The organism is Xanthomonas sp. F14 (genome assembly GCF_014199865.1).
Genome location: NZ_JACHOM010000001.1, coordinates 1,627,708 through 1,649,213, shown reverse-complemented (window position 1 = coordinate 1,649,213; position 21,506 = coordinate 1,627,708). Strand labels below are relative to the sequence as shown.

General features: G+C 66.5%; 17 protein-coding genes. 14 read left to right on the top strand and 3 right to left on the bottom strand.

Annotated elements, in window-relative coordinates:
• The first annotated feature begins 46 nt into the window (after positions 1-46).
• The 4 genes from GGR73_RS07090 (at position 47) to GGR73_RS07075 (ending at position 4,279) form a co-directional block, all read left to right on the top strand.
• Complete coding sequence (locus tag GGR73_RS07090; RefSeq protein ID WP_184431395.1) at positions 47-229, top strand: hypothetical protein; 183 nt, start codon at positions 47-49, stop codon at positions 227-229.
• Positions 220-504, top strand: a complete 285-nt coding sequence (locus GGR73_RS07085) for a YfhL family 4Fe-4S dicluster ferredoxin (protein ID WP_003489796.1) — start codon at positions 220-222, stop codon at positions 502-504. Before GGR73_RS07090 ends, GGR73_RS07085 begins: the two co-directional genes overlap by 10 nt.
• Positions 501-2,279, top strand: coding sequence for a gamma-glutamyltransferase (gene ggt / locus GGR73_RS07080; RefSeq protein ID WP_184456192.1), 1,779 nt, complete (start codon positions 501-503; stop codon positions 2,277-2,279). The genes GGR73_RS07085 and ggt overlap by 4 nt, the downstream gene beginning before the upstream one ends.
• A 242-nt stretch (positions 2,280-2,521) precedes the next feature.
• On the top strand, positions 2,522-4,279 hold the full coding sequence (locus GGR73_RS07075; protein WP_184456190.1) for a glycoside hydrolase family 9 protein: 1,758 nt from the start codon (positions 2,522-2,524) through the stop codon (positions 4,277-4,279).
• A gap of 304 nt (positions 4,280-4,583) precedes the next feature.
• Here the strand turns inward: GGR73_RS07075 and upp are convergent, their stop codons facing one another.
• Complete coding sequence (gene upp / locus GGR73_RS07070) at positions 4,584-5,216, bottom strand: uracil phosphoribosyltransferase (protein WP_024940024.1); 633 nt, start codon at positions 5,214-5,216, stop codon at positions 4,584-4,586.
• A 151-nt stretch (positions 5,217-5,367) separates the two neighbouring features.
• Between upp and GGR73_RS07065 the strand changes: the two genes are divergently transcribed.
• From GGR73_RS07065 to GGR73_RS07050, 4 genes are all read left to right on the top strand, one after another.
• Positions 5,368-7,929 carry a TonB-dependent receptor gene (locus GGR73_RS07065; protein ID WP_184456188.1) on the top strand — a complete coding sequence of 854 codons (2,562 nt, stop codon included), beginning with the start codon at positions 5,368-5,370 and terminating at the stop codon, positions 7,927-7,929.
• Positions 7,926-9,062 (top strand): phytase, encoded by a 1,137-nt coding sequence (locus GGR73_RS07060; RefSeq protein ID WP_456362927.1) that lies wholly within the window; start codon positions 7,926-7,928, stop codon positions 9,060-9,062. Before GGR73_RS07065 ends, GGR73_RS07060 begins: the two co-directional genes overlap by 4 nt.
• On the top strand, positions 9,059-10,438 hold the full coding sequence (locus GGR73_RS07055) for a purple acid phosphatase family protein (protein WP_184456186.1): 1,380 nt from the start codon (positions 9,059-9,061) through the stop codon (positions 10,436-10,438). The genes GGR73_RS07060 and GGR73_RS07055 overlap by 4 nt, the downstream gene beginning before the upstream one ends.
• Positions 10,439-10,671: 233 nt before the next feature.
• Complete coding sequence (locus GGR73_RS07050) at positions 10,672-11,379, top strand: glycosyltransferase family 32 protein (RefSeq protein WP_104607926.1); 708 nt, start codon at positions 10,672-10,674, stop codon at positions 11,377-11,379.
• A gap of 247 nt (positions 11,380-11,626) precedes the next feature.
• Here the strand turns inward: GGR73_RS07050 and GGR73_RS07045 are convergent, their stop codons facing one another.
• Positions 11,627-13,123: an aminotransferase class III-fold pyridoxal phosphate-dependent enzyme gene (locus GGR73_RS07045; RefSeq protein WP_184456184.1), complete on the bottom strand. Its 1,497-nt coding sequence runs from the start codon at positions 13,121-13,123 to the stop codon at positions 11,627-11,629.
• Positions 13,124-13,244: 121 nt separating this feature from the next.
• Between GGR73_RS07045 and GGR73_RS07040 the strand changes: the two genes are divergently transcribed.
• From GGR73_RS07040 to secF, 6 genes are all read left to right on the top strand, one after another.
• The gene (locus GGR73_RS07040; protein WP_016903291.1) at positions 13,245-13,676 is read left to right on the top strand and encodes an Lrp/AsnC family transcriptional regulator; all 432 of its coding nucleotides are present in this window, start codon (positions 13,245-13,247) and stop codon (positions 13,674-13,676) included.
• Positions 13,677-13,880: 204 nt separating this feature from the next.
• The gene (gene queA, locus GGR73_RS07035; protein WP_047125172.1) at positions 13,881-14,951 is read left to right on the top strand and encodes a tRNA preQ1(34) S-adenosylmethionine ribosyltransferase-isomerase QueA; all 1,071 of its coding nucleotides are present in this window, start codon (positions 13,881-13,883) and stop codon (positions 14,949-14,951) included.
• Positions 14,952-15,020: 69 nt separating this feature from the next.
• Positions 15,021-16,166, top strand: a complete 1,146-nt coding sequence (tgt, locus tag GGR73_RS07030) for a tRNA guanosine(34) transglycosylase Tgt (RefSeq protein WP_016903293.1) — start codon at positions 15,021-15,023, stop codon at positions 16,164-16,166.
• Between the two features lie 131 nt (positions 16,167-16,297).
• On the top strand, positions 16,298-16,651 hold the full coding sequence (gene yajC, locus GGR73_RS07025) for a preprotein translocase subunit YajC (protein WP_016903294.1): 354 nt from the start codon (positions 16,298-16,300) through the stop codon (positions 16,649-16,651).
• A 168-nt stretch (positions 16,652-16,819) separates the two neighbouring features.
• Positions 16,820-18,664 (top strand): protein translocase subunit SecD, encoded by a 1,845-nt coding sequence (gene secD / locus GGR73_RS07020; protein WP_039516458.1) that lies wholly within the window; start codon positions 16,820-16,822, stop codon positions 18,662-18,664.
• Between the two features lie 112 nt (positions 18,665-18,776).
• Positions 18,777-19,745, top strand: a complete 969-nt coding sequence (secF, locus tag GGR73_RS07015; RefSeq protein WP_016903296.1) for a protein translocase subunit SecF — start codon at positions 18,777-18,779, stop codon at positions 19,743-19,745.
• 343 nt (positions 19,746-20,088) lie between these two features.
• On the opposite strand, the gene GGR73_RS07010 is transcribed toward secF, so the two are convergent.
• The gene (locus GGR73_RS07010) at positions 20,089-21,366 is read right to left on the bottom strand and encodes a carbohydrate porin (RefSeq protein WP_016904598.1); all 1,278 of its coding nucleotides are present in this window, start codon (positions 21,364-21,366) and stop codon (positions 20,089-20,091) included.
• Positions 21,367-21,506: the final 140 nt, after the last annotated feature.

Genomic DNA, 21,506 nt, shown 5'->3' with positions numbered 1-21,506 from the left:
CCGGAGGCGCGGGAGGGCGCGTCCGGCCGCTGTGCGGGATCGCAGCATGCTGCTGATCCCGCACGCCGTCGGCGCCGGTCCGCTCGGACCGGTTACCGGCCACATGCATGGCGTTGTCTGTGCATCGCGCTACGCCCCGTGCGTCCGCTTCCAGCAGTACGTTGCGTTCCAGCGCCTGGCGTTGCATCGCGCCGCGCCACATCGCATGGTGGTGCCGATATGTCGCTGAAAATCAACGAGCTCTGCGTCAACTGCGATGTCTGCGAGCCGGCGTGCCCGAACCAGGCCATCTCGATGGGCGAAACCATCTACGTGATCGACCCCGCACGTTGCACCGAGTGCGTGGGCCATTTCGACGAAGCGCAATGCGTGGTGGTGTGCCCGGTCGAATGCATCGACCCGGATCCGGCGATACCGGAAACCCACGATCAACTGCTCGCCAAGCTCATGCAGCTGCAGCGCGACCACCCCGAACTGTACGAACAGGAGCCTCCCGCCCCGTGAGCATCTTTTCCCGACGTTTCTCTTCGCGCGGCCTGTTGCTGCTGGCCCTGGTGCTGGCACCGCCGGCCTGGGCTGCTGATGGCGCCAAGCCTGCAGCAGCCACGACCTCCCCGGTGGCGGGGCACCCGCCCGGTGCGGCGATTGCCAGCGGTCATGCACTGGCCACCGACGCCGGCCTGCAGATCCTGCGCGAGGGCGGCAATGCGTTCGATGCGGCGATCGCGGTGTCGTCCACGCTGGCGGTGGTCGAGCCGATCAGCTCGGGGCTGGGTGGCGGCGGCTTCTTCCTGCTGCACGATGCCAAGACCGGCAAGGACGTGATGCTGGACGCGCGCGAGACCGCGCCCGAGTCGGCCAGCGAGGCGCAGTTCCTCGACAAGCAGGGCGCGCTGGACCGCGACCGCTCGGTCAACGGTCCCTGGTCGGCCGGTATTCCCGGGCTGCCGGCAGCGCTGGTGGAACTGGCCACCAAGCACGGCCGGCTGCCGCTGAAGCAGTCGCTGGCGCCGTCGATCCGCATCGCCAGCGAAGGCTTCCCGGTGTATGCGCGCATGGCCAAGGGCTATGCCTCGCGGCGCGAGGTGATGGAGCGTTATCCCGGCACGCGTGAGGTATATCTGCGCGGCGGCAAGCCGATTGCCGAAGGCGACATCTTCAAGCAGCCCGAGCTGGCGCATACCCTGCAGCTGCTCGGTGAGAAGGGCTTCGATGGTTTCTACAAGGGCGAAACCGCCAAGAAACTGCTGGCTGGCGTCAAGCAGGCCGGCGGGCAATGGAAGGCCGCCGAGCTGTCCGGGTACCGGGTCAAGCAGCGTACGCCGATCCAGTTCGATTACCGCGGCTGGAAGATCACCACCGCGCCGCCGCCGTCCTCCGGCGGGATCGCACTTGCCGCCATGCTGCAGATCCTGGAAGGCTGGGAGCTGGACACGCTCGACGATGCGCACCGTACCCATCTGGTGGTGGAAGCGATGCGCCGCGCCTACCGCGACCGCACCTTCTTCCTGGGCGACCCGGACTTTGTCGCCGTGCCGCAGCGCGTGCTGACCAGCAAGGATTACGCACAAGGCCTGCGCGCCACGATCAACCCGGACAAGGCCACCCCCAGCGACCTGCTGTCGGGCAACCCGACCCCGCTGGAAGACGACGAGACCACGCACTTTTCCATCATCGACGGCGAAGGCAACCGCGTCGGCGCCACCCAGACCGTCAACCTGCTGTACGGCTCGGGCCTGATCCCCAAGGGCACCGGCGTGCTGCTCAACGACGAGATGGACGACTTCGCGCTCAAGCCGGGCACGCCCAATGCCTTCGGCGTGATGGGCTACGCGGCCAACGCCCCCAAGCCGGGCAAGCGCATGCTCAGCTCGATGACGCCGACCTTCATGGAATCGGCCGACAAAGTCGCGGTGATCGGCACGCCGGGTGGCAGCCGCATCATCACCATGGTGCTGCTCGGTATTCTGGGCTACGACGCCGGCCTGGACGCGCAGCAGGTCAGCGCCTTGCCGCGCTATCACCACCAGTGGCTGCCAGACGTGATCGAGGCCGAGAGCAACGCGTTCTCGCCACAGACCGCCAAGGCGCTGCAGGCGATGGGTCACGCGCTCAAGCTGCCGGGCGATACCGCCGAGGGCGGCCGCGGTTCCAGCCACGTCTGGGGCAACCTGCAGACGGTGGAATGGGATAAGCGCAGCAACGTGCTCACCGGCGGGAGCGACCCGCGCAACCCGGTGGGCAAGGCGCAGGTGCAGCTGGAGGCTGCGGCGCGCTGATCGCTGAGTGATCGAGATATGCCTGTCCTCGTCGGCGAGGGCAGGCATGGTCGGAAGGCAGCGGGTGTTGTCCCATTGCATGTTCCGCGCCGTGCCATGGCATGGCCTGCGCGATGCTGCGGTTGGCCGCAGGTGCTCGCCTCCATCGATGCAGGCACGCGACCGCAGCGATGCATTTCCACGCGGTTGCCTATGCCAGGATTGGACTTGTCGCCCTGCGCCAATGCAGCGACCATCGCGGCATGAACATTTTCCAGACTCTGCTCACCGGCATGGTGATTGCATCGCCCATCGCCGCTTGCGCGGCCGACACCACCGGCGACCAGACCGCCGCGGCAACCGGCGCTGCCATCCACGTCAATCAGCTCGGCTATCTGCCGGGTTCGGCCAAGCTTGCGGTGCTCGGATTGCCGCAAGGCGCGGCGCCCACCGCGGACCGTTTCACGGTCGAGGATGCGCAGGGCCGCCAGGTGCTGGAGGGCAGGCTGCAGGCCGCCGCGCTGTGGACGCCGGCCGGCCAGCAGGCGCGGGTGGCGGATTTCTCCAGCCTGCACGCGCCGGGCACCTACCGGTTGAAGATCGACGGGCAGCCGGCATCCGATCCGTTCCCGATCGCGGCCAGCGCGTATCGGCCCGTGCTCGACGCATCGCTGAAGGCGTTCTATTTCAATCGCGCCAGCACCGCGCTGCCGGCGCAGTTCACCGGGCCGTATGCGCGCGCGGCCGGGCATCCGGATACGCAGGTGCGCATCCATCCTTCGGCGGCATCGGCCACGCGCCCGGCCGACAGCGTGATCAGTGCGCCCAACGGCTGGTACGACGCCGGCGACTACAACAAGTACATCGTCAATTCCGGCATCAGCACCTACACCTTGCTGGCCGCCTATGAGCAGTACCCGGCACTGTTCAAGGCGCAGGCCCTGACCATCCCCGACGATGCGCCCGGCGTGCCCGGCATCCTGCAGGAGACCTGGTGGAATCTGGAATGGATGCTGGCCATGCAGGACCCGGCCGACGGTGGCGTGTACCACAAGCTCACCGACAAGCAGTTCGACGGACTGGTGATGCCCGCGCAGGCTACGCAACAACGCTATGTGGTGATGAAGGCCACCGCCGCCACGCTGGATTTCGCCGCAGTGATGGCGGCAGCCAGCCGCGTCTATGCGCCGTTCGACAAGCAGTATCCGGGCGCGTCGGCGCGCATGTTGAACGCCGCGCGCAGTGCCTGGGCGTGGGCGCAGCAACACCCGGATGTGATCTATCGCCAGCCCGACGACGTGCGCACCGGCGGCTACGACGATGCGCAGGTGGACGACGAATTTGCCTGGGCTGCGGCCGAGCTGTACGTGAGCACGCGCGAGGACGGCTTCTACGACGCAATGATTGCGCGCAACGTACCGGCGAGCGTGCCGGGCTGGAGCAACGTCGGCGGCCTGGCCTGGATGTCGCTGGTCGAACATCGCGACCGGCTCACCCCGCATGCCGATCGCGCACGCATCACCCGTGAGATCACTGGCCTGGCGCAGCGTCTTGCCGATGAGTGGCAGGCCTCGCCCTGGCGTCTGGCGATGACCGACACCGACTTCGTGTGGGGCAGCAATGCGGTGGTGCTCAACCGCGCGATGATGTTGATGCAGGGCTATCGGCTGACCCGGCAGCGGCCGTATCTGGATGCCGCGCAGTCGCAGCTGGATTACATCCTGGGGCGCAATCCGTTGGGCCTGTCGTTCGTCACGGGTGTGGGGCTGCGCAGCCCGATGCATATCCACCACCGCCCCTCCGAGGCCGACGGCATCGACGCACCGGTCCCCGGCTGGCTGGCCGGTGGTCCGCAACCGGGCCAGCAGGACGCCAAGGACTGCAAGGTGGCGTATCCCTCCAGGCTGCCGGCGCTGTCGTATCTGGACAATACCTGCAGCTATGCCAGCAACGAGGTGGCGATCAACTGGAATGCGCCGCTGGTGTATGTGAGTGCGGCGATCCAGGCATCGACGCAGTAGGGCGGGCGTTTTTCAACGCGATGCCCGATGCCGCCGCCGTTCCTTCTCCCATCGGGAGAAGGTGGCGCGTAGCGCCGGATGAGGGTGCGCCTCAGGGGAGCTACCAATGCCGGCAATGACAAACGTGTCGCCACGCGCCGTCAGAAGTGACTCCCCGACTGCTTCGCTCGACGGACCTTCACCCCAACCCCACTGCGCACCCCGGCCCGCGCTTGCTGCGCGGGCGCTTCAAGGCAAGCGCGCCAATGGCGCGCAAGCGGTGTCTTCTCACCCCGCAGGCAGAGGGGCTTCAAGCCACCGCAGCTCATTCCACCCGCGTTCCGAAGATGCGGTCGCCTGCATCACCCAGGCCGGGCAGGATGTAGCCCTTGTCGTTGAGGTGGTCGTCGATCGCGGCGGTGTAGACCTCCACGTCCGGATGCACGGCTTCCAGTGCCTTGAGGCCTTCCGGTGCGGCGACCAGGAAGATGCCCTTGATCCGCCGCGCGCCGGCGCGCTTGAGCATGTCGATGGTGGCGATCAGCGTGCCGCCGGTGGCCAGCATCGGGTCCAGGATGAGTGCATCGCGCTCTTCCAGGCGGCCGGTGAGGCGTTCGAAGTAGGGCACCGGCTGCAGGGTTTCTTCGTCGCGCTGCAGGCCGACCACGCTCACGCGCGCGGCCGGGATCAGCGCCAGCACGCCGGGCAGCATGCCCAACCCTGCGCGCAGGATCGGTACCAGGGTGATTTTTGCGCCGGCAATCCGCTGCACGGTCACCGGGCCGGCCCAGCCGGGTTGCACGTGCGATTCGGTGTCCAGATTGGCGGTGGCCTCGTAGGCCAGCAGGGTGCCCAGCTCGGTGACCAGTTCGCGGAAGCCCTTGGTGCTCAAGGCGGCATCGCGCAGCAGACCGATCTTGTGCTGGACGAGGGGGTGACGCACTTCGACGATTTTCATGGGCAGCGACAGGCGGGAGAGACCCACAGTGTGCCGCAGCCGGCGGCAGCGTCGCCACACATTGCGCGTGATCGCGCTTGCATATGTCATGTCAGTGAAACGTCGTAGACATAGTGTGCCCACCCATTCTTAACCGATTGGGGAAGCACCCGTGTTGAACAAGACTCCGCTGTGCCTGGCGATCACGCTGACGTTGGCGGCGGCCGCGTGGAGCCCGCTTGCGCAGGCGGCCGAGGGTGCGGCAGCTGTCACCGGTGCATCCGGCGCGGCGGCCATCGATCTGGAGCGCCTGGAAGTGCGCCCGCAGGTGGAATCGCAGGTGCGCGCAGTCGATCTCAAGCGTGGCTCCGATGCGATCCAGGATGCGGTGGCCTCCGATGCGATGGGCCGTTACCCCGACAAGAATGTTGCAGAATCCTTGCAGCGCCTGCCCGGCGTCAGCGTCACCCGCGATCAGGGCGAAGGCCGCTTCGTGGTGATCCGCGGCCTGGATTCGGCGCTCAACAGCGTCACCATCGACGGCATGACCATGGGCACGCCGGAAGACGGCACGCGCTCGGCACCGCTGGACGTGATTCCGTCCGACTCCACCGAACGGCTGAAGGTGGTCAAGTCGCCGACCCCGGACATGCCGGGCGATTCCATCGGCGGTGCGATCCAGGTCGAGTCCACTTCCGCGTTCGATCGCGATGGCCGCACGCTGCGCGGCTCGATCGAAGGCAGCCACCAGTCGCTGTCGGGCAAGACCAGCCCGAAGGGCGCGTTCAACTACAGCGATATCTTCGACGGCACCTTCGGCGTCGCAGTGGGCGTGAACTACCAGGACCGCGAATTCGAATCCGACAATACCGAGGTGGCCTACGACAGCTTCGACGGCGGTGCGGCCGACGATCTGTTCGCCGGCGAGGTGCAGCGTCGCAAGTACTTCATCGAGCGCACCCGCATGGGCGCCAACCTCAATCTGGACTGGCGCCCGGATGCGGACAACCGCTATTACCTGCGCACGCTGTACAGCCGCTTCGACGATGCCGAAACGCGCCAGCGCACCATCTTCGGCCTGGCCGATGGGCAGGTCAGCGCCAATGGCGATGGCACCTACGAGGTGGCCGACCTGCCGGCCGATGCCATCTCCAAGCGCGTGCGCTATCGCACCAAGAAGGAGGACACCATGGCCTTGAGCGTGGGCGGTGAAAACCGTCTGAGCGCGGCCACGGTGGATTACAAGCTGGGCTACACCAAGACCACCGAGCGCGTGAACGACGAGATGGAAGCGCGCTTCAACTATGACGGCGACGATCTGTCGGCCACGGTCGACCAGAACAGCGGCATTCCGCGCCTTGGCTTTTCCGATAACGGCTGGCAGAGCAACGACGATTTCGTGTTCGACCGCTTCGTGCTTGCGCCCAAGCGGGTGGACGACAGCGAGCGCAGCGCGCAGATCAATGTACGCTTCGACGGCGAGCATTCCAGCCTGAAGATGGGTGTACTCGGCCGCTGGCGCGAGCGCGATGTCAATGTGGACGAAAGCGAGCTGCGTCGCGGGCCGGCGATCGATCTGAGCGACTGGACCACCGCCGCGCCGGAACACCGTGGCGGCACGCTGGGCGAAAGCATCGGCTCGGACGGCATGCGCCGTTACTGGAACACCTCCGGCAATCTGTACAGCGCACGCCCGCAGGATGTCGGCGGCAATCTGCAGACCTCGCTGCAGGACGACTACAAGGCCACCGAAGACGTGTTCGCCACCTATGTGATGGGCACCTGGGACATCGGTGCGCTGCGCGCGATTGCCGGTGTGCGCGTGGAAAACACCCAGTTCGACGCCACCGGCAATCAGGTCGACGTGGCCGAGAACGGCCGCACCGCCACGGTGACGCCGCGCGAAGCCTCCAGCAGCTACACCAATGTGCTGCCTGGCCTGCATCTGCGCTACGACACCGGCAACGACTGGGTACTGCGGTTTGCCGCCAACAAGACCTTGTCGCGGCCTGCGTTCGGTGATGTCTCCCCGCGCGTGAGCATCAATCGCGGCGACAACGAGGTGAACGTCGGCAACCCCGATCTCGATCCGTATCGCTCCACCAACCTGGACCTCTCGTTCGAAAAGTACATCGGCAGCACCGGTCTGATCTCGCTCGGCGTGTTCAACAAGTCGATCGACGACTACATCGTGCAGACCATCAGCACCAACGATGCCGAGTTCCCCGACCTGCAGGTCACGCGCTCGATCAACGGCGACACCGCCAAGGTGCGCGGCGCCGAATTCAACTGGCAGCAGGCGCTGGACTTCCTGCCCGAAGGCTGGAACGGCCTGCTGGTCGGCGCCAGCGCCACCGTGCTGGACAGCGACTTCGATCCCGGCCTGAGCGATCGCGCCGGCGAGGACTTCACCTTGCCGCGCTCGTCCAAGCGCATCTACAGCGGCCACCTGGGCTACGAAAAATACGGCTTCAGTGCGCGGGTTGCGGCGGTGTACCGCAGCGAGTACCTGGACACCATCGGCGAAAGCCGCGCGTACGATATCTATGTCGCCCCGCATATCCAGCTGGATTTCAGCATGAACTACCAATTCAACAGCCACGTCAGCCTGTATCTGGAAGCGCAGAACCTGCTGGACGAACCGCTGGAGCTGTACCAGGGCGTGCCCTCGCGCACGCTGCAGAACGAAGAATACGGCCGCACCTATGCGCTCGGCCTGAAGGTGGCACTGTGATCGCAACGCGCACGCGGCTCCACACAACGTTACTCCACACCACGCTGCTCGCCGGTGCGCTGGCGCTGACCGCCTGCGCCAGCGCACCGGCCGACCGCGAAGCCGACGAGGCATTGCTGAAAGACCCCTTGCTCAGCGAGGCCAAGGTGGCACATGAAGTAGTGCCGGAAGCCTTCATCACCGCGCTGACCCCGGCCGACAATCTGGATTCGCCGGCCAGCTGGAGTGCGCCCGATGGCCGCCGCTGGTTGATCGCCACCGCCAAGGCCACGCATGCGCTGGTGGTGTTCGATGGCGATAGCGGCAAGCGCCTGCGCGTGGTCGGCGGCAAGGGCAAGGCGCTGGGCAAGCTGGATCGCCCGAACGGGATTTCGGTGGTCGACGATCTGGTGTTCGTGGTCGAGCGCGACAACCGCCGCGTGCAGGTGTTCTCGCTGCCCGACTTCAAGCCGCTGACGAGCTTCGGCCAGGACGAATTGCGCGAACCCTACGGCCTGTGGGTGCGCAAGCACGACGGCGGCTACGAGGTGGTGGTCAGCGACAACTACATGTCGCCGGCCAACAAGGATGTGCCGCCGCCGCTGGCCGAACTCGGTCAGCGTTTCCGTCGCTATCAGTTGAACAACGCAGGGCAGGGCTGGCAGGCGCGGCTGACGCAGAGCTTCGGCGATACCAGCGACGCGGGCGCAGTGCGCATTGCCGAGTCGGTGTTCGGCGATGAAGCGCATGCGCGCCTGATGATTGCCGAAGAAGACGTCGCCGTGGGCACGCAGTTGCGCGAATACGGCATGGACGGACGCTATCGCGGCCGCAATGTCGGCAGTGGCCTGTTCAAGGCGCAGGCCGAAGGCATGACGCTGTTTGCGTGCAAGGACGGTAGCGGCTACTGGATCGCCACCGATCAGTTCAAGGACCGCAGTGTGTTCCAGGTATTCGATCGCCAGAGCCTGGCGCATGTCGGTGCCTTCGCTGGCCGGGTGACTGCCAATACCGACGGCGTGTGGCTGGATCAACGCGGCGATACGCGCTTTCCGGGCGGGGTGTTCTACGCACTGCATGACGACCAGGCGGTGGCGGCATTCGACTGGCGCGATATCGCACGCACGCTGCGCCTGAAAGAGTGCGCGCCATGAGCGCTGCACGTGCGGCGCTGTCTGCAGCGCTGTTGCTGGTGGCGATGGCAGGCACGCGGGCGTTTGCCGCCGAGCGCGCCGCCGAACCGAATACCCAGGTGCCGGCGGGTTCTACCCACTATGTTGCCGATGGCTTCCCGGACCGCATCGTCGCCACGCCCGCGCAGGCGGCGGCGACCGGTTTCGCAGTGGCCTGGCGTACCGATGCCAGCGTCGACCAGCCGTGGCTGGAACTGGTGGTTGCCGGCGACTCGCCCGACGTGGGTACGCCGCGGCGCATCCGTGCCAGCACCGCCACGCTGGCCAGCGAAAACGGCAGCTCGCACCACCACCGCGCCGACATCGACGGGCTGAAGCCGGACACGCTGTACGCCTACCGCGTGCAGGGCAACCGCACCTGGGGCGCGTGGAATCATTTCCGCACCGCCGCCAGCGCCGACACACCGCTGACGCTGCTGTACTTCGGCGACACCCAGAACAAGAACCTCAGCCTGGTCTCGCGGGTGATCCGCCAAGCCTGGCGCTCGGCACCGGACGCGCGGCTGGCCCTGTTTGCCGGCGACCTGGTCAGCGGCAAGGACGGCCAGGACGACAACGAGTGGGCCGAGTGGTTCGAAGCCGGGCGCTGGTTGCTGGAAGGCACCGCAGTGGCACCGGCGCCGGGCAATCACGAATATCACGAAGAGGGCGAGGACACCCCGCAGGCCACGCGCACGCTCGGCAACCACTGGCCGGTGACCTTCGCCCTGCCGCGCAACGGGCCGTCGGCCACGGCGCGCACCAGCTACTGGTTCGACTATCAGGGCGTGCGCATCGCCGTGCTGGACGGCACCTCGGTGCTGGATCTGGGCACCGGCCCGGCACAGGCGCAGTGGCTGGACACGGTACTGGCCGACAACCCGCATCCGTGGTCGATCGTGTTGATCCACCAGCCGTTCTTTTCCCCGCGCGCCGATCGCGAGAACCAGAAGCTGGTCGAGCAGGTGCTGCCGGTGATCCGCCGCCACAAGGTCGATCTGGTGCTGCAGGGCCACGACCACACCTACGGCCGGCGCGGCGATGACGCAGGGCAGGCGACGCCGGTGTTCGTGGTCTCGGTGGCCGGGCCCAAGCAGTACCGGCTCTCGGACATGGCGCGCAAGACCATGCGTCCGGTCGGCGAAGACACCCAGCTCTATCAGGTGCTTCGCATCGACAACCAGAAGTTGCGTTACGAGTCGCGCACCGCCACCGGACGTCTCTACGATGCGTTCGAGCTGGAGCGCGGCAGCGATGGCGGCAAGCGGCTGGTGGAGCAGGAAGCCGGGCGCATCGCACCGCGCGATTGCCCGCGCAGCGCAACCCTGAAGGGACGCGCAGACCGTTGCTGGGAGTGAGGCACAGGACAGCAGCGTTGCGAGACCCGCCGTACCGGATGACGAGGCTGTGAGCGAACTTCGGTTCTGGATTGATGACGCGAATCGGCGGCAGGCATAACCATTTAAAATTGTGAATTACGTCACACTAATAATGGGATTACTGTTGCGGCTAACCGGAGCTCCATCCGGGTAGCCGGCTTCGGTGCGGTGCTTCGATGGAGGTCTGGTTCCCCCAGCCCCGAGAAGCCCCCATGATCCCCCACGTGTTCCATCTCACTGCGCCGACCAAGCACTTGCTTTGGGAAGAGCGCAAGATCCAGGCCCGCCTGCAGCGGCTGTTGCCGGGCTGGACCTGCCATGTCTGGGACGACGCCGACAACTCCGCACTGATGCGGCGCGCGTTCCCGGAATTCGCCGACCGCTACGAGGCGATACGCTTCGGCGTGATGAAGGCCGACATCGCGCGCTGCGCCTATATGCACAGCTACGGTGGCTTCTATTTCGACACCGACTACAAGCTGCTGCGCACGCTTGGCGCGGACGTACTGGCACAGCAATGCGTGCTGCCGATCGAAGAGGGCGCGCCCGGCAACGAGCAGTTCAAGATCGGCAACGCCGTGTTCGGCTCGGAGGCAGGGCATCCGTTCTGGCGCGCCTTCATCGAGCACATCTTCACCACGCATGCGCCCGAGATGCTGGAAGACCACCGGCAGATTCCGATGATCTCCGGCCCGCGCGGCTTGACGCGTTTCTACAACGCGCACGCCGGCGAGTTTGCCGGCATCGTGTTCCCGGCGCGCGATGCGTTCCATCCGGATCGCACCTGGTTCGGGCTCGGTCACCGTGGCGGCACCGTCGCGGTGGGCTCGCACCTGTGCTGGGCGTCCTGGCGCGGCAAGTCACCACGCCGGGCCGTGACCAATTACCTGCGCCGCAAGCTGAGCGCCGTGCCGATCTGACCGGCCGGGCAGCATATCGCCGCGACAGCAAGGGCGCGCGGTGAGCTCGGGTGCGGCGCGCGCCTGTCCGGCGCGCAAGGACTGCCTGCGTCGCCTGGCGTTCAAGCGACTCACAGCACCACGGCGCCCACCAAGCGGTGGGCGCGGACGGTGCTGGGATTCGGCGGGTACCGCTCGGATACCGAAGCTTCTGCGCGCCGTCCGCTCACACTTGAGGACGGCTCGCCAAGTCCTGCAGGGGGGGCTCTCAGGCCGCCTCGGCCTGGGCCTGGCGCGGACCTTCCTTCAGCGCACGCGCGATCAACCCGACCAGCAGATCGAGTTCGTCTTCGCCCATCGCAAAGTGCGGGGTGAAGCGCAGCGAATTCTCACCGCCGTGGATGACGTTGACGCCGTGATGGCGCAACCACTCTTCGGTGGAACCGGCGCCATAGCACTTGAATTGCGGCGCCAGCTCGCAGGAGAACAGCAAGCCGGTGCCCTGCACCTTGGTGATCAAACCGCCCAGCTCGGACTGCAGTGCTTCCAGCTTGGCGATCGCCTGCGCGCCGCGGGTGCGGATGTTCTCGCGCACCTGCGGGGTGAACAACGCCAGCGTGGCGCAGGCGACATCGAGCGCACGCGGATTGGTAGTCATGGTGTTGCCGTAGGTGCCCTTGCGGTACACCTGCGCGGCGTGTTCGGTCACTGCCAGTACCGACAGCGGGTACTGCGCGGCGTTGAGCGCCTTGGAATAGGTCTCCAGATCCGGCGGGTCGAGCTGCTCGAAGCCGGGGTAATCCACCACCGACAGCACGCCGTGCGCGCGCAGACCGGCCTGGATCGAATCCACCAGCAGCAGGCTGCCATGCAGGCGGGTCAGTTCGCGCGCCGCGGCATAGAACGCGGCCGGCAATGCGCGGCCCGGGTCGCCTTCGCCCATCACCGGCTCCAGGAACACCGCCTCGATAAACCAGTGATTGCGCGCGGCCTCGTCGAAGGCGCGCTGCAGCGCCGCCACGTCGTACGGCGCGATCGCGATCACCGAGTCTTCGTCGCGGTAGCTGGCCAGGTACTTGGTGTAGGTCTTGCGGCTGGAATCGGAATACAGGCCGGGGCGGTCGGTACGGCCATGGAAGCTGCCCTTGACCACCACGCGCTTGATGCTGGCACCGGCGTGGCGCGCGCCCGGGTCGGTGTGCAGCTTGGCGTTGGTATCGACGATGCGCGCGGCCAGACCGACCGCTTCGGAGCCGGAGTTGAGACACATGAAGCGTGCGAACGGACAGCCGCCACGGGTATGGCCGATCTCGGCGCGCAGGGCGCGGTCGAGCCGGCGCTGCGCCAGGCTGGGGGTCATCACGTTGGCCATCACCTGCGGACGCGCCATCGCCTCGAGCACCGGCGCGGGGGTGTGGCCGAAGCCGAGCATGCCGTAGCCGCCGGCGTCGTACAGCACCGCGCCCTTCAGCGTGATCACCCAGGGACCGCGCGCGGCCAGCGCCACGTACGGGGTCACCGCATCGTCGGCATAGAAATTGATGAAGCCGTCCTGCACCGCACCGATCTGGGCGTCTTCGTCCAGGTCCAGCAGGTCGGCGGCCTCCGCGCGCACCTGCGCGTACTCGGCGGCCGCGGCGTCGATGGCGCGTGCAAGATCCGGGTGGTTGGCGGCCAGACGCGCGATGCTGGCATCGTTCAGGCCATCGGTCAGGCGGCGGCCGGCGTGGGCACGCAGCGGGGCGAGCGGGGCGAGGACGGACATGGCGCATCTCCTGCAAGGTGGCGTTCCCTTCCTATTATCGGCAGAAGATCGGCGTTTGGCAGCGTGAATCCGGGCAGGAAGTCGGGTATTTTCGTCGAATCGACGAACCAATTAGGCAAAAGTGAAAATCACTCCCTCCGACGAACGCCTGCTGTCGCTGCTGCGCGAGGACGCGCGTGCCTCCACCGCGCAGATTGCGCGCCGGCTCGGGCTGTCGCGCACCACCGTGCAGAGCCGGATCGAAAAACTCGAACGCGACGGCGTGATCAGCGGCTACACCGTGCGCACCCACGACGCCTACGAACAGGGCCGCATCCGCGCGCATATCCTGATCACCGTGCTGCCCAAGAAGATGCCGGCCGTGGTCAAGGCGCTGCGCGACATCCCGCAGGTACGCCTGCTGCACTCGGTCAGCGGCGCCTACGACCTGATCGCCCTGGGCGTGGTCGGCGGCGTCAACGAGATGGACGTGCTCACCGACGCCATCGGCGCGATCGACGGCGTGGAGCGCACGACGACGTCGATCATTTTGTCAACGAAGTTTGAGCGGTGAGGGGCGGGGATTGGGAATTCGGGATTGGGGATTCGTAAAAGCGGGCTGGCTGGTGTCGGACGCGTTCCGGTCCGCGGATCCTGCTCTTGCGAATCCCCAATCCCGAATCCCCAATCCCCGCCTCACTGCGAATCCCCAATCCCGAATCCCCAATCCCCGCCGCAGTTACAATATCCGGCTCCTCAGCCAACACATCCTGCGGCCTTGAAGAAGTCCGATTTCAACTATTCGCTGCCCGACGAGCTGATTGCCCAGGCGCCGTTGGCCGAGCGGGCGGCCAGCCGCTTGCTGGTGGTGCCGCCGTCGCCGCAGGCGCTGGTCGACCGGCAGGTGCGGGATCTGCCCGAGCTGCTGCAGCCGGGCGATCTGCTGATCTTCAACGATACCCGGGTGATCCCGGCGCGGCTGTTCGGGCAAAAGGCCAGCGGCGGGCGGGTGGAAATCCTGATCGAGCGCCTGCTCGGCGAGCGCGAGGCGCGGGTGCAGATCGGCGCCAGCAAGTCGCCCAAGGCCGGCAGCCTGATCGCGCTGGATGCCGGCGGCCAGGCCGAGGTGCTGGGCCGCGACGGCGAGTTCTATCTGCTGCGCTTCGACATTCCCTCCCCGCTGGAGCACTGGCTGCTGGAAGCCGGGCGCCTGCCGCTGCCGCCGTACATCCGCCGCGAGCCGGGAGTGGAAGACCGCGAGCGCTACCAGACCGTGTTCGCGCGCGAGGTCGGTGCGGTCGCCGCGCCCACCGCCGGGCTGCATTTCGACGAGGCATTGCTGGCACGCCTGCGCGAGCGCGGGGTGGAGTTCGGCCATGTCACCTTGCATGTGGGCGCCGGCACCTTCCAGCCGGTACGCGTGGATGCGCTCGACCAGCACGTGATGCACACCGAATGGCTCAATGTCGGTGCCGCGCTGGTCGAGCAGGTGCGCCGCACCCGGGCCCGCGGCGGCCGCGTCATCGCGGTGGGAACCACGGTGGTGCGCTCGCTGGAAAGTGCCTGGCGCACCAGCGATGCCGCGCCCGAGGGCGAACTGCTGCCATTTGCCGGCGAAACCCAGATCTTCATCCTGCCCGGCTACCGCATCCGCAGCGTCGATGCGATGGTCACCAACTTCCATCTGCCCGAAAGCACGCTGCTGATGATGGTCTCGGCCTTCGCCGGCCGCGAGCGCATCTTCGCCGCCTATCAACACGCCATCGAACAGCGCTATCGCTTCTTTTCCTACGGCGATGCGATGTTGCTGTGGAGCAGGGATTGGGGAGTCGGGAGTGGGGATTCGTAACAGCACTCCGCTCGCCGCCTTCTCGCTTTTGCCAATCCCGAATCCCCAATTTCCAATCCCGGCCTTTCAATGTCCCGACTCCAGTTCCAGCTCCAAGCCACCGACGGCCATGCCCGGCGTGGGCGTCTGACCTTTCCGCGTGGCACCGTCGAGACGCCGGCGTTCATGCCGGTGGGCACCTATGGCTCGGTCAAGGGCATCCTGCCCGAGCAGATCCGCGCGCTGGGTGCGGAGATCATCCTGGGCAATACCTTCCACCTGTATCTGCGCCCGGGCCTGGATGTGATCGGCGATCACGGCGGCTTGCACGGGTTTGCGCGCTGGGACGGGCCGATCCTCACCGATTCGGGCGGGTTCCAGGTGTTTTCGCTGGCGCATCGCCGCAAGATCACCGAGCAGGGCGTGACCTTCGCCTCGCCCACCGATGGCGCGCGGGTGTTCCTGGGCCCGGAAGAGAGCATGCAGATCCAGAAGGTGCTCGATTCGGACATCGTGATGATCTTCGACGAATGCACGCCGTACCCGGCCACCGAAGAGGTGGCGCGGCGCTCGATGGAGCTGAGCCTGCGCTGGGCGCAGCGCTCGCGGCAGGCGCATGACGGGCTGGGCAACGACGCGGCGCTGTTCGGCATCGTGCAGGGTGGGGTGCATCCGGACCTGCGCAGCCGCTCGCTGGACGGGCTGCAGGGCATCGGGTTCGACGGCTACGCCATCGGCGGGCTGGCGGTGGGCGAGCCGGAGCACGAGCGCAACGCGATGCTGGAACACCTGCATCCGCGCCTGCCGGCCGACCGCCCGCGTTACCTGATGGGGGTGGGCCGGCCGGAGGACCTGGTCGAAGGCGTGGCACGGGGCGTGGACATGTTCGACTGCGTGATGCCCACCCGCAATGCGCGCAACGGGCATTACTTCACCTCCTTCGGCACCGTGCGCATCCGCAACGCCAAGTACGAGCGCGACCTGGACACCATCGAGCCGGGCTGCGGCTGCCATGCCTGCAGCAGCGGCTACACGCGCTCCTACCTGCGCCATCTGGACCGCTGCAACGAGATGCTGGCGCCGATGCTGGGCACCCTGCACAACCTCTGGTACTACGAGAAGTTGATGGCCGACCTGCGTGCGGCGATCGCCTCGGGAACCTTTGCCGAGTTCCGGCGGTCCTTCTATGCGGCACGCGGCGCCATCACGCCGCCGTTGCCGGGGGAAACCAGCTGAGACCGGCCGTCCGCGCCCTTGCGCGGACGGTTTGGAACCTGCATGGCATAATTCCCGGCTGTTCCGCTCCGGCGGTACCTGAATAGCGAGCGGCCGGTTGGCGCGCTGGCACCCAAACTAGGATGCACTGAATGAATCTGCTCGATTTCCTGATCCCCGTCGCCCAGGCGCAGGCCACTGGCGGCGCGCCGGCGCCCGGCCCGATGGGCGGCCTGTCCACCTTCGCGCTGCCGATCATCCTGATCGCGGTCATGTACTTCCTGATGATCCGCCCGCAGATGAAGCGCCAGAAGGAGCACAAGTCGCTGCTGGACAAGCTGGCGCGCGGCGACGAGGTCATCACCTCCGGCGGCGTGGCGGGCGTGATCACCGATATCGGCGACAACTTCATCACCGTGGAAGTGGCCGACAACGTGCGCATCCGCGTACAGAAGAGTGCCGTGGGCCACGTGCTGCCCAAGGGCACGCTGAAGTCTGCCAACTAAGCGGCAACCAACCCGCTGCGCCCACTGTCAGGTGGGCGCAGTCGGTGCCGCGAACCGGCGTTCTCCGCCGCATCCACCTGACGACCGCTGGCGACGTTGTGTTGGCCGCTGGAAGTCGTTCTCACTGCTAGGCGCGTCGCCGGGATGGTGTCGCGCGGGACTGTCGCAATGCTCGAATTTCCTCGCTGGAAGTATTTCCTGATCCTGCTGGTGCTAGCGGTCAGCGCGTTGTACGCGTTGCCCAACATCTACCAGAAGGACCCGTCCGTGCAGATCACCGCCAGCCGCGGCGCCCAGCTCGACGATGCCTTGCGCAGCCGCATCGACGCCGACCTCAAGGCCGCCGGCATCACGCCGAAGGCCGTCACCCGGGAAGGCGACAGCCTGATGGTGCGCCTGCCCAACCTGCAGGCACAGACCCGTGCCAACGACGTGCTGCGCCAGCAACTGGGCGAAAACTACACGGTGGCGCTGAATCTGGCCTCGACCGTGCCGGACTGGCTGGCCAAGCTGGGCGGCCGGCCGATGGTGCTGGGCCTGGACCTGGTCGGCGGCGTGCACTTCGCCATGCAGGTGGACCAGAAGGCCGCGCTGGAAAAGCGCCTGGACGGCTTTGCCGAAGACATCCGCACCACGCTGCGTGACGGCCGTATCGCCTACCGCTCGGTCGAGCGCCGCGGCGACAACAGCATCCAGGTCAGCCTGAGCGAAGGCGCCAGCGTCGACGCAGCGCGTACCGCGCTGGCCAAGTCGCAGCCGACCCTGACCTACGACGTCAGCGGCCAGAACATCTCGGTCAAGGTGCCGGAGGCCGAACTCAAGCAGATCGCCAGCGGCGCGATCGAGCAGAACCTCACCACCTTGCGTAACCGCGTCAACGCGCTGGGCGTGTCCGAACCGACCATCCAGCGCCAGGGCGAGGACCGCATCGTGGTCGAACTGCCCGGCCTGCAGGACACCGCCGAGGCCAAGCGCCTGATCGGCGCCACCGCCTCGCTGGAATTCCGTGCGGTGGTCGAAGGCAATGCCGAAGACGCCGTGCGCAGCGGCAGCATCCCGCCCGAAGCCAAGGTCTACCGCGTACGCGATACCGGTGCGCCGGTGCTGCTCAACAAGCGCGCGCTGGTGACCGGTGACCAGATGGTCAGCGCCAGCGTCAGCACCGACCAGAACGGCATGCCGGCGGTGGCGGTGACGCTCAACAACGTCGCCGGCCAGCGCATGCTGGACTACACCAGCGCCAACGTCGGCAAGCTGATGTCGGTGGTCTACATCGAGCGCATTCCCACCGTCAGCATGGTCGACGGCAAGGAAGTGCGCAGCGTGCGGGTCAAGGAAGAGGCGCTGTCGCCGACCCGCATCGCCGGCGTGTTCGGCAAGAACTTCCAGACCACCGGCCTGGAGAAGGTGGAGGCCGAGAACCTGGCCAAGCTGCTGAAATCCGGTTCGCTGGCCGCACCGATGGATTTTGTCGAGGAATACGTGATCGGCCCGAGTCTGGGCGCGGAGAACGTGGAGCGCGGCGTCACTGCGGTGATCTACTCGTTCCTGTTCACGCTGGTGTTCTTCACCGTCTACTACCGCGTGTTCGGCGCGATCACCTCGGTGGCGCTGTTGTTCAACCTGCTGATCGTGGTGGCGGTGATGTCGCTGTTCGGCGCGACCATGACGCTGCCCGGGTTTGCCGGCCTGGCCTTGTCGGTGGGCCTGTCGGTGGACGCCAATGTGCTGATCAACGAGCGTATCCGCGAGGAGCTGCGACTGGGCGTGCCGGCCAAATCGGCGATTGCCGCCGGTTATGAAAAGGCCGGCGGCACCATCCTGGACGCCAACCTCACCGGTTTGATCGTGGCGGTGGCCTTGTACGCGTTCGGCACCGGCCCGCTGAAGGGCTTCGCGCTGACCATGATGATCGGTATCTTCGCCTCGATGTTCACCGCGATCACCGTGTCGCGTGCGCTGGCGGTGCTGATCTACGGCCGCCGCAAGAAGCTGAAGACCGTCGCCATCTGAGATGCGAGTCCGGCCTTGTCCCTGCAGCGCGCTGCAAGGGGCGGGGGATGAATCCCTTCGCAAGCGCTGCGCATCCTGACGGTGTGCAACGTCTAAACGGAAGATCTTTTCCATGAAATTGTTCCCGCTCCATCTCATTCCCAACGACACCAAGATCGACTTCATGCGCCTGCGCAAGCCGGTGCTGATCCTGATGCTGGTGATCGCGGTGGCCTCGGTCGGCGTCATCGTCGGCAAGGGCTTCAACTACGCATTGGAATTCACCGGCGGCACGCTGGTGCAGACCTCGTTCCAGAAGACCGTGGACGTGGATCAGGTGCGCGAGCAACTGGCCAAGGCCGGCTTCGAGAACGCCCAGGTGCAGAACGCGCGCGGCGGCAACGAAGTGATGATCCGCCTGCAGGCGCGCGAGCAGCACAACAACCGCGACGATGCCGCAACCACCGTCGCCGAAGAAGTGCGCAAGGCGGTCAGCACCGCGCAGAATCCCGCCACCGTGCAGCCGGGCGAGTTCGTCGGCCCGCAGGTCGGCAAGGACCTGGCCTTGAACGGCGTGTACGCTACCGTGTTCATGCTGGTGGGCTTTCTGATCTATATCGCCTTCCGCTTCGAGTGGAAGTTCGCGGTGGTCGCCAGCCTGACCGCTCTGTTCGACCTGCTGGTCACCGTGGCCTTCGTGTCGCTGACCGGCCGCGAGTTCGACCTGACCGTGCTGGCCGGCCTGTTGTCGGTGATGGGCTTTGCGATCAACGACATCATCGTGGTGTTCGACCGCGTGCGCGAAAACTTCCGCGCGTTGCGGGTGGAGCCGCTGGAGGTGCTGAACCGCTCGATCAACCAGACGCTGTCGCGCACGGTGATCACCGCGGTGATGTTCTTCCTGTCGGCGCTGGCCCTGTACATCTACGGCGGCGAGTCGATGGAGGGCCTGGCCGAGACGCACATGATCGGCGCGGTGATCGTGGTGATCTCCTCGGTGATCGTGGCAGTGCCGATGCTGAGCATCGGGCCGTTTGCCGTCACCAAGCAGGATCTGCTGCCCAAGGCCAAGGACGTGGAGGCGCTGGCGCGTCGTCCCTGATTGGTCATCGATCTTCGATCACGAAAAAACCGCGCGCTGCGCGGTTTTTTCGTTTTGGCGCATCAAGCAGGTCAGCGCAGCGCGTCGTAGGAGCGCGCCTGAGCGCGACCGGGCTTTATCGGTAACGCCTCATCGCGCCCAGGTGCGCTCCTACGAAGCAAGGCGAAGTGCGCTGGCTAAACCCGCCGAAACCAGGTCAGCCATGCAGTGCAATGCGTCGTAGGAGCGCGCCAGAGCGCGACCGGGCTTTATCGGGAATGCCTCATCGCGCTCAGGCGCGCTCCTACCGAGCTAGGTGAGTGTGCTGCAACGTCCTGCAACGCACGCACCGATCCTCGCGGACTTACAGATTCCAGTCGATCCGCATGCCTGCAATCAGCGCGTTCTTCAGATCGTTGGTACGGGTCGGTTCGTTGAACTGGTCGGGGTTGATCACGTAATGCAGGTTCGGCGCGATGCGCAGGCGCTTGGTGACCTGGATGCCGTAGCTCAGCTCCATCATGATCTGGTTGTCGGCCGGGGTGCCGGTGCCGCCGGCCGAGGCGCGCGCCAGGCGCAGGTTTTCGATCGCCTCGTCGCTGTACTTCTGCTGGGTGATCACAAACGCAATGTTGTCCTGCGGGCGGCTGGCGAAGGTGCCTTTCTGCACCAGGCCCAGTTGCACGAAGTGGTCCTCGATCGCCTGGCCGCCGGTGCTCTTGAGGATGGCGCCGAACACGGTCAGGCCACGGGCGCCGGACGGATCCGGGTTGGTGACCTGTTGTTCGAAGCGGGCGAACATGCCCGAGCGGCCCTGCTTGTTCTCGTAGCCCAGGCCGCTGAGCACGGCCGGGTTGCCGTTGCGGTCGCGCAGCGGGTCGGTGTAGTCGGAGTTGTCCTGCCAGCCGCCCAGTTCGTACATCGCGGCCATGCTGCCGTCGCCGCCCTTGTTCTTGTAGCCGACCGCGTAAGGCACCACCACGCCGGTGGTGTCGTCGGTGCTCCACTTCAGGCCGTGCTGGCCGTCCTGCGCCTGCACCGGGTTCACCTCGTAGGCGCCCACGTGCACATAGACCTTGGGCGTGACCCAGGCGGTGGCATGCGCGGCCCAGCTGGACACCGGCCAGTAGGTGAAGTTGCTGGTGCGGAACACGAAGGTGGGGTTGCCGCAGGCCGAGTTGCCCTGGAAGTACTGGCACAGGTCCGAGCCGAGGAAGTGGATGTTGGCCACGCTGCGGCCGGCCTCCAGTTCCAGGCGGTCGTCGAACAGTTTCTGCAGCAGGGTGAAGTTGGCCAGCCGCGTGCCCTGGCCACCGTAGATCTCCTGCACCGAGGTGCTGTTGCCGATGCTGCTGTTGGCCAGGTTGGTGCCGTGGCGGTTGGTGACGTACAGCTTGACGGTGGCGCCGCCCCAGCCGAACAGGCGGTCCATGTCGACGTCGGTACCGACCATCAGCTGGCCGGCATAGGCGTCGCCGTTCTTGCGGCCGCCATCGATCATCGAGGCGGCTTCGCCGGTGTAACCCAGCTTGAGCTTGAAGGCATCGGCGGCATCCTGCGCGTGGGCGAGCGGGGTCAGCGCCAGTGCCAGCGACAGGCACAGCAGGCGGGGACGGGCATGGCGGGGGGCGAGGACGGTCATGGCAGGACTCCGAACGAAGGAAGGCGTGGCCGGGTGGCGAACGCGACAGCTAGGGGATGGGCAAGCCGCTGGCCGCGCACGAGGGTGCGCAGCGCAGCGGTGAAACCAGTCAGGGGTGGGGCGGGGCGGCGATCAGGCGT

Excerpts from the sequence above, each read along its gene's own strand:
- GGR73_RS07090 (WP_184431395.1), top strand. The coding sequence starts at position 47 with ATGCTGCTGATCCCGCACGCCGTCGGCGCCGGTCCGCTCGGACCGGTT.
- GGR73_RS07085 (WP_003489796.1), top strand. The coding sequence starts at position 220 with ATGTCGCTGAAAATCAACGAGCTCTGCGTCAACTGCGATGTCTGCGAG.
- GGR73_RS07075 (WP_184456190.1), top strand. The coding sequence starts at position 2,522 with ATGAACATTTTCCAGACTCTGCTCACCGGCATGGTGATTGCATCGCCC.
- upp (WP_024940024.1), bottom strand. The coding sequence starts at position 5,216 with ATGAAAATCGTCGAAGTGCGTCACCCCCTCGTCCAGCACAAGATCGGT.
- GGR73_RS07055 (WP_184456186.1), top strand. The coding sequence starts at position 9,059 with ATGAGCGCTGCACGTGCGGCGCTGTCTGCAGCGCTGTTGCTGGTGGCG.
- GGR73_RS07050 (WP_104607926.1), top strand. The coding sequence starts at position 10,672 with ATGATCCCCCACGTGTTCCATCTCACTGCGCCGACCAAGCACTTGCTT.
- GGR73_RS07045 (WP_184456184.1), bottom strand. The coding sequence starts at position 13,123 with ATGTCCGTCCTCGCCCCGCTCGCCCCGCTGCGTGCCCACGCCGGCCGC.
- tgt (WP_016903293.1), top strand. The coding sequence starts at position 15,021 with ATGTCCCGACTCCAGTTCCAGCTCCAAGCCACCGACGGCCATGCCCGG.
- yajC (WP_016903294.1), top strand. The coding sequence starts at position 16,298 with ATGAATCTGCTCGATTTCCTGATCCCCGTCGCCCAGGCGCAGGCCACT.
- secD (WP_039516458.1), top strand. The coding sequence starts at position 16,820 with ATGCTCGAATTTCCTCGCTGGAAGTATTTCCTGATCCTGCTGGTGCTA.
- secF (WP_016903296.1), top strand. The coding sequence starts at position 18,777 with ATGAAATTGTTCCCGCTCCATCTCATTCCCAACGACACCAAGATCGAC.
- GGR73_RS07010 (WP_016904598.1), bottom strand. The coding sequence starts at position 21,366 with ATGACCGTCCTCGCCCCCCGCCATGCCCGTCCCCGCCTGCTGTGCCTG.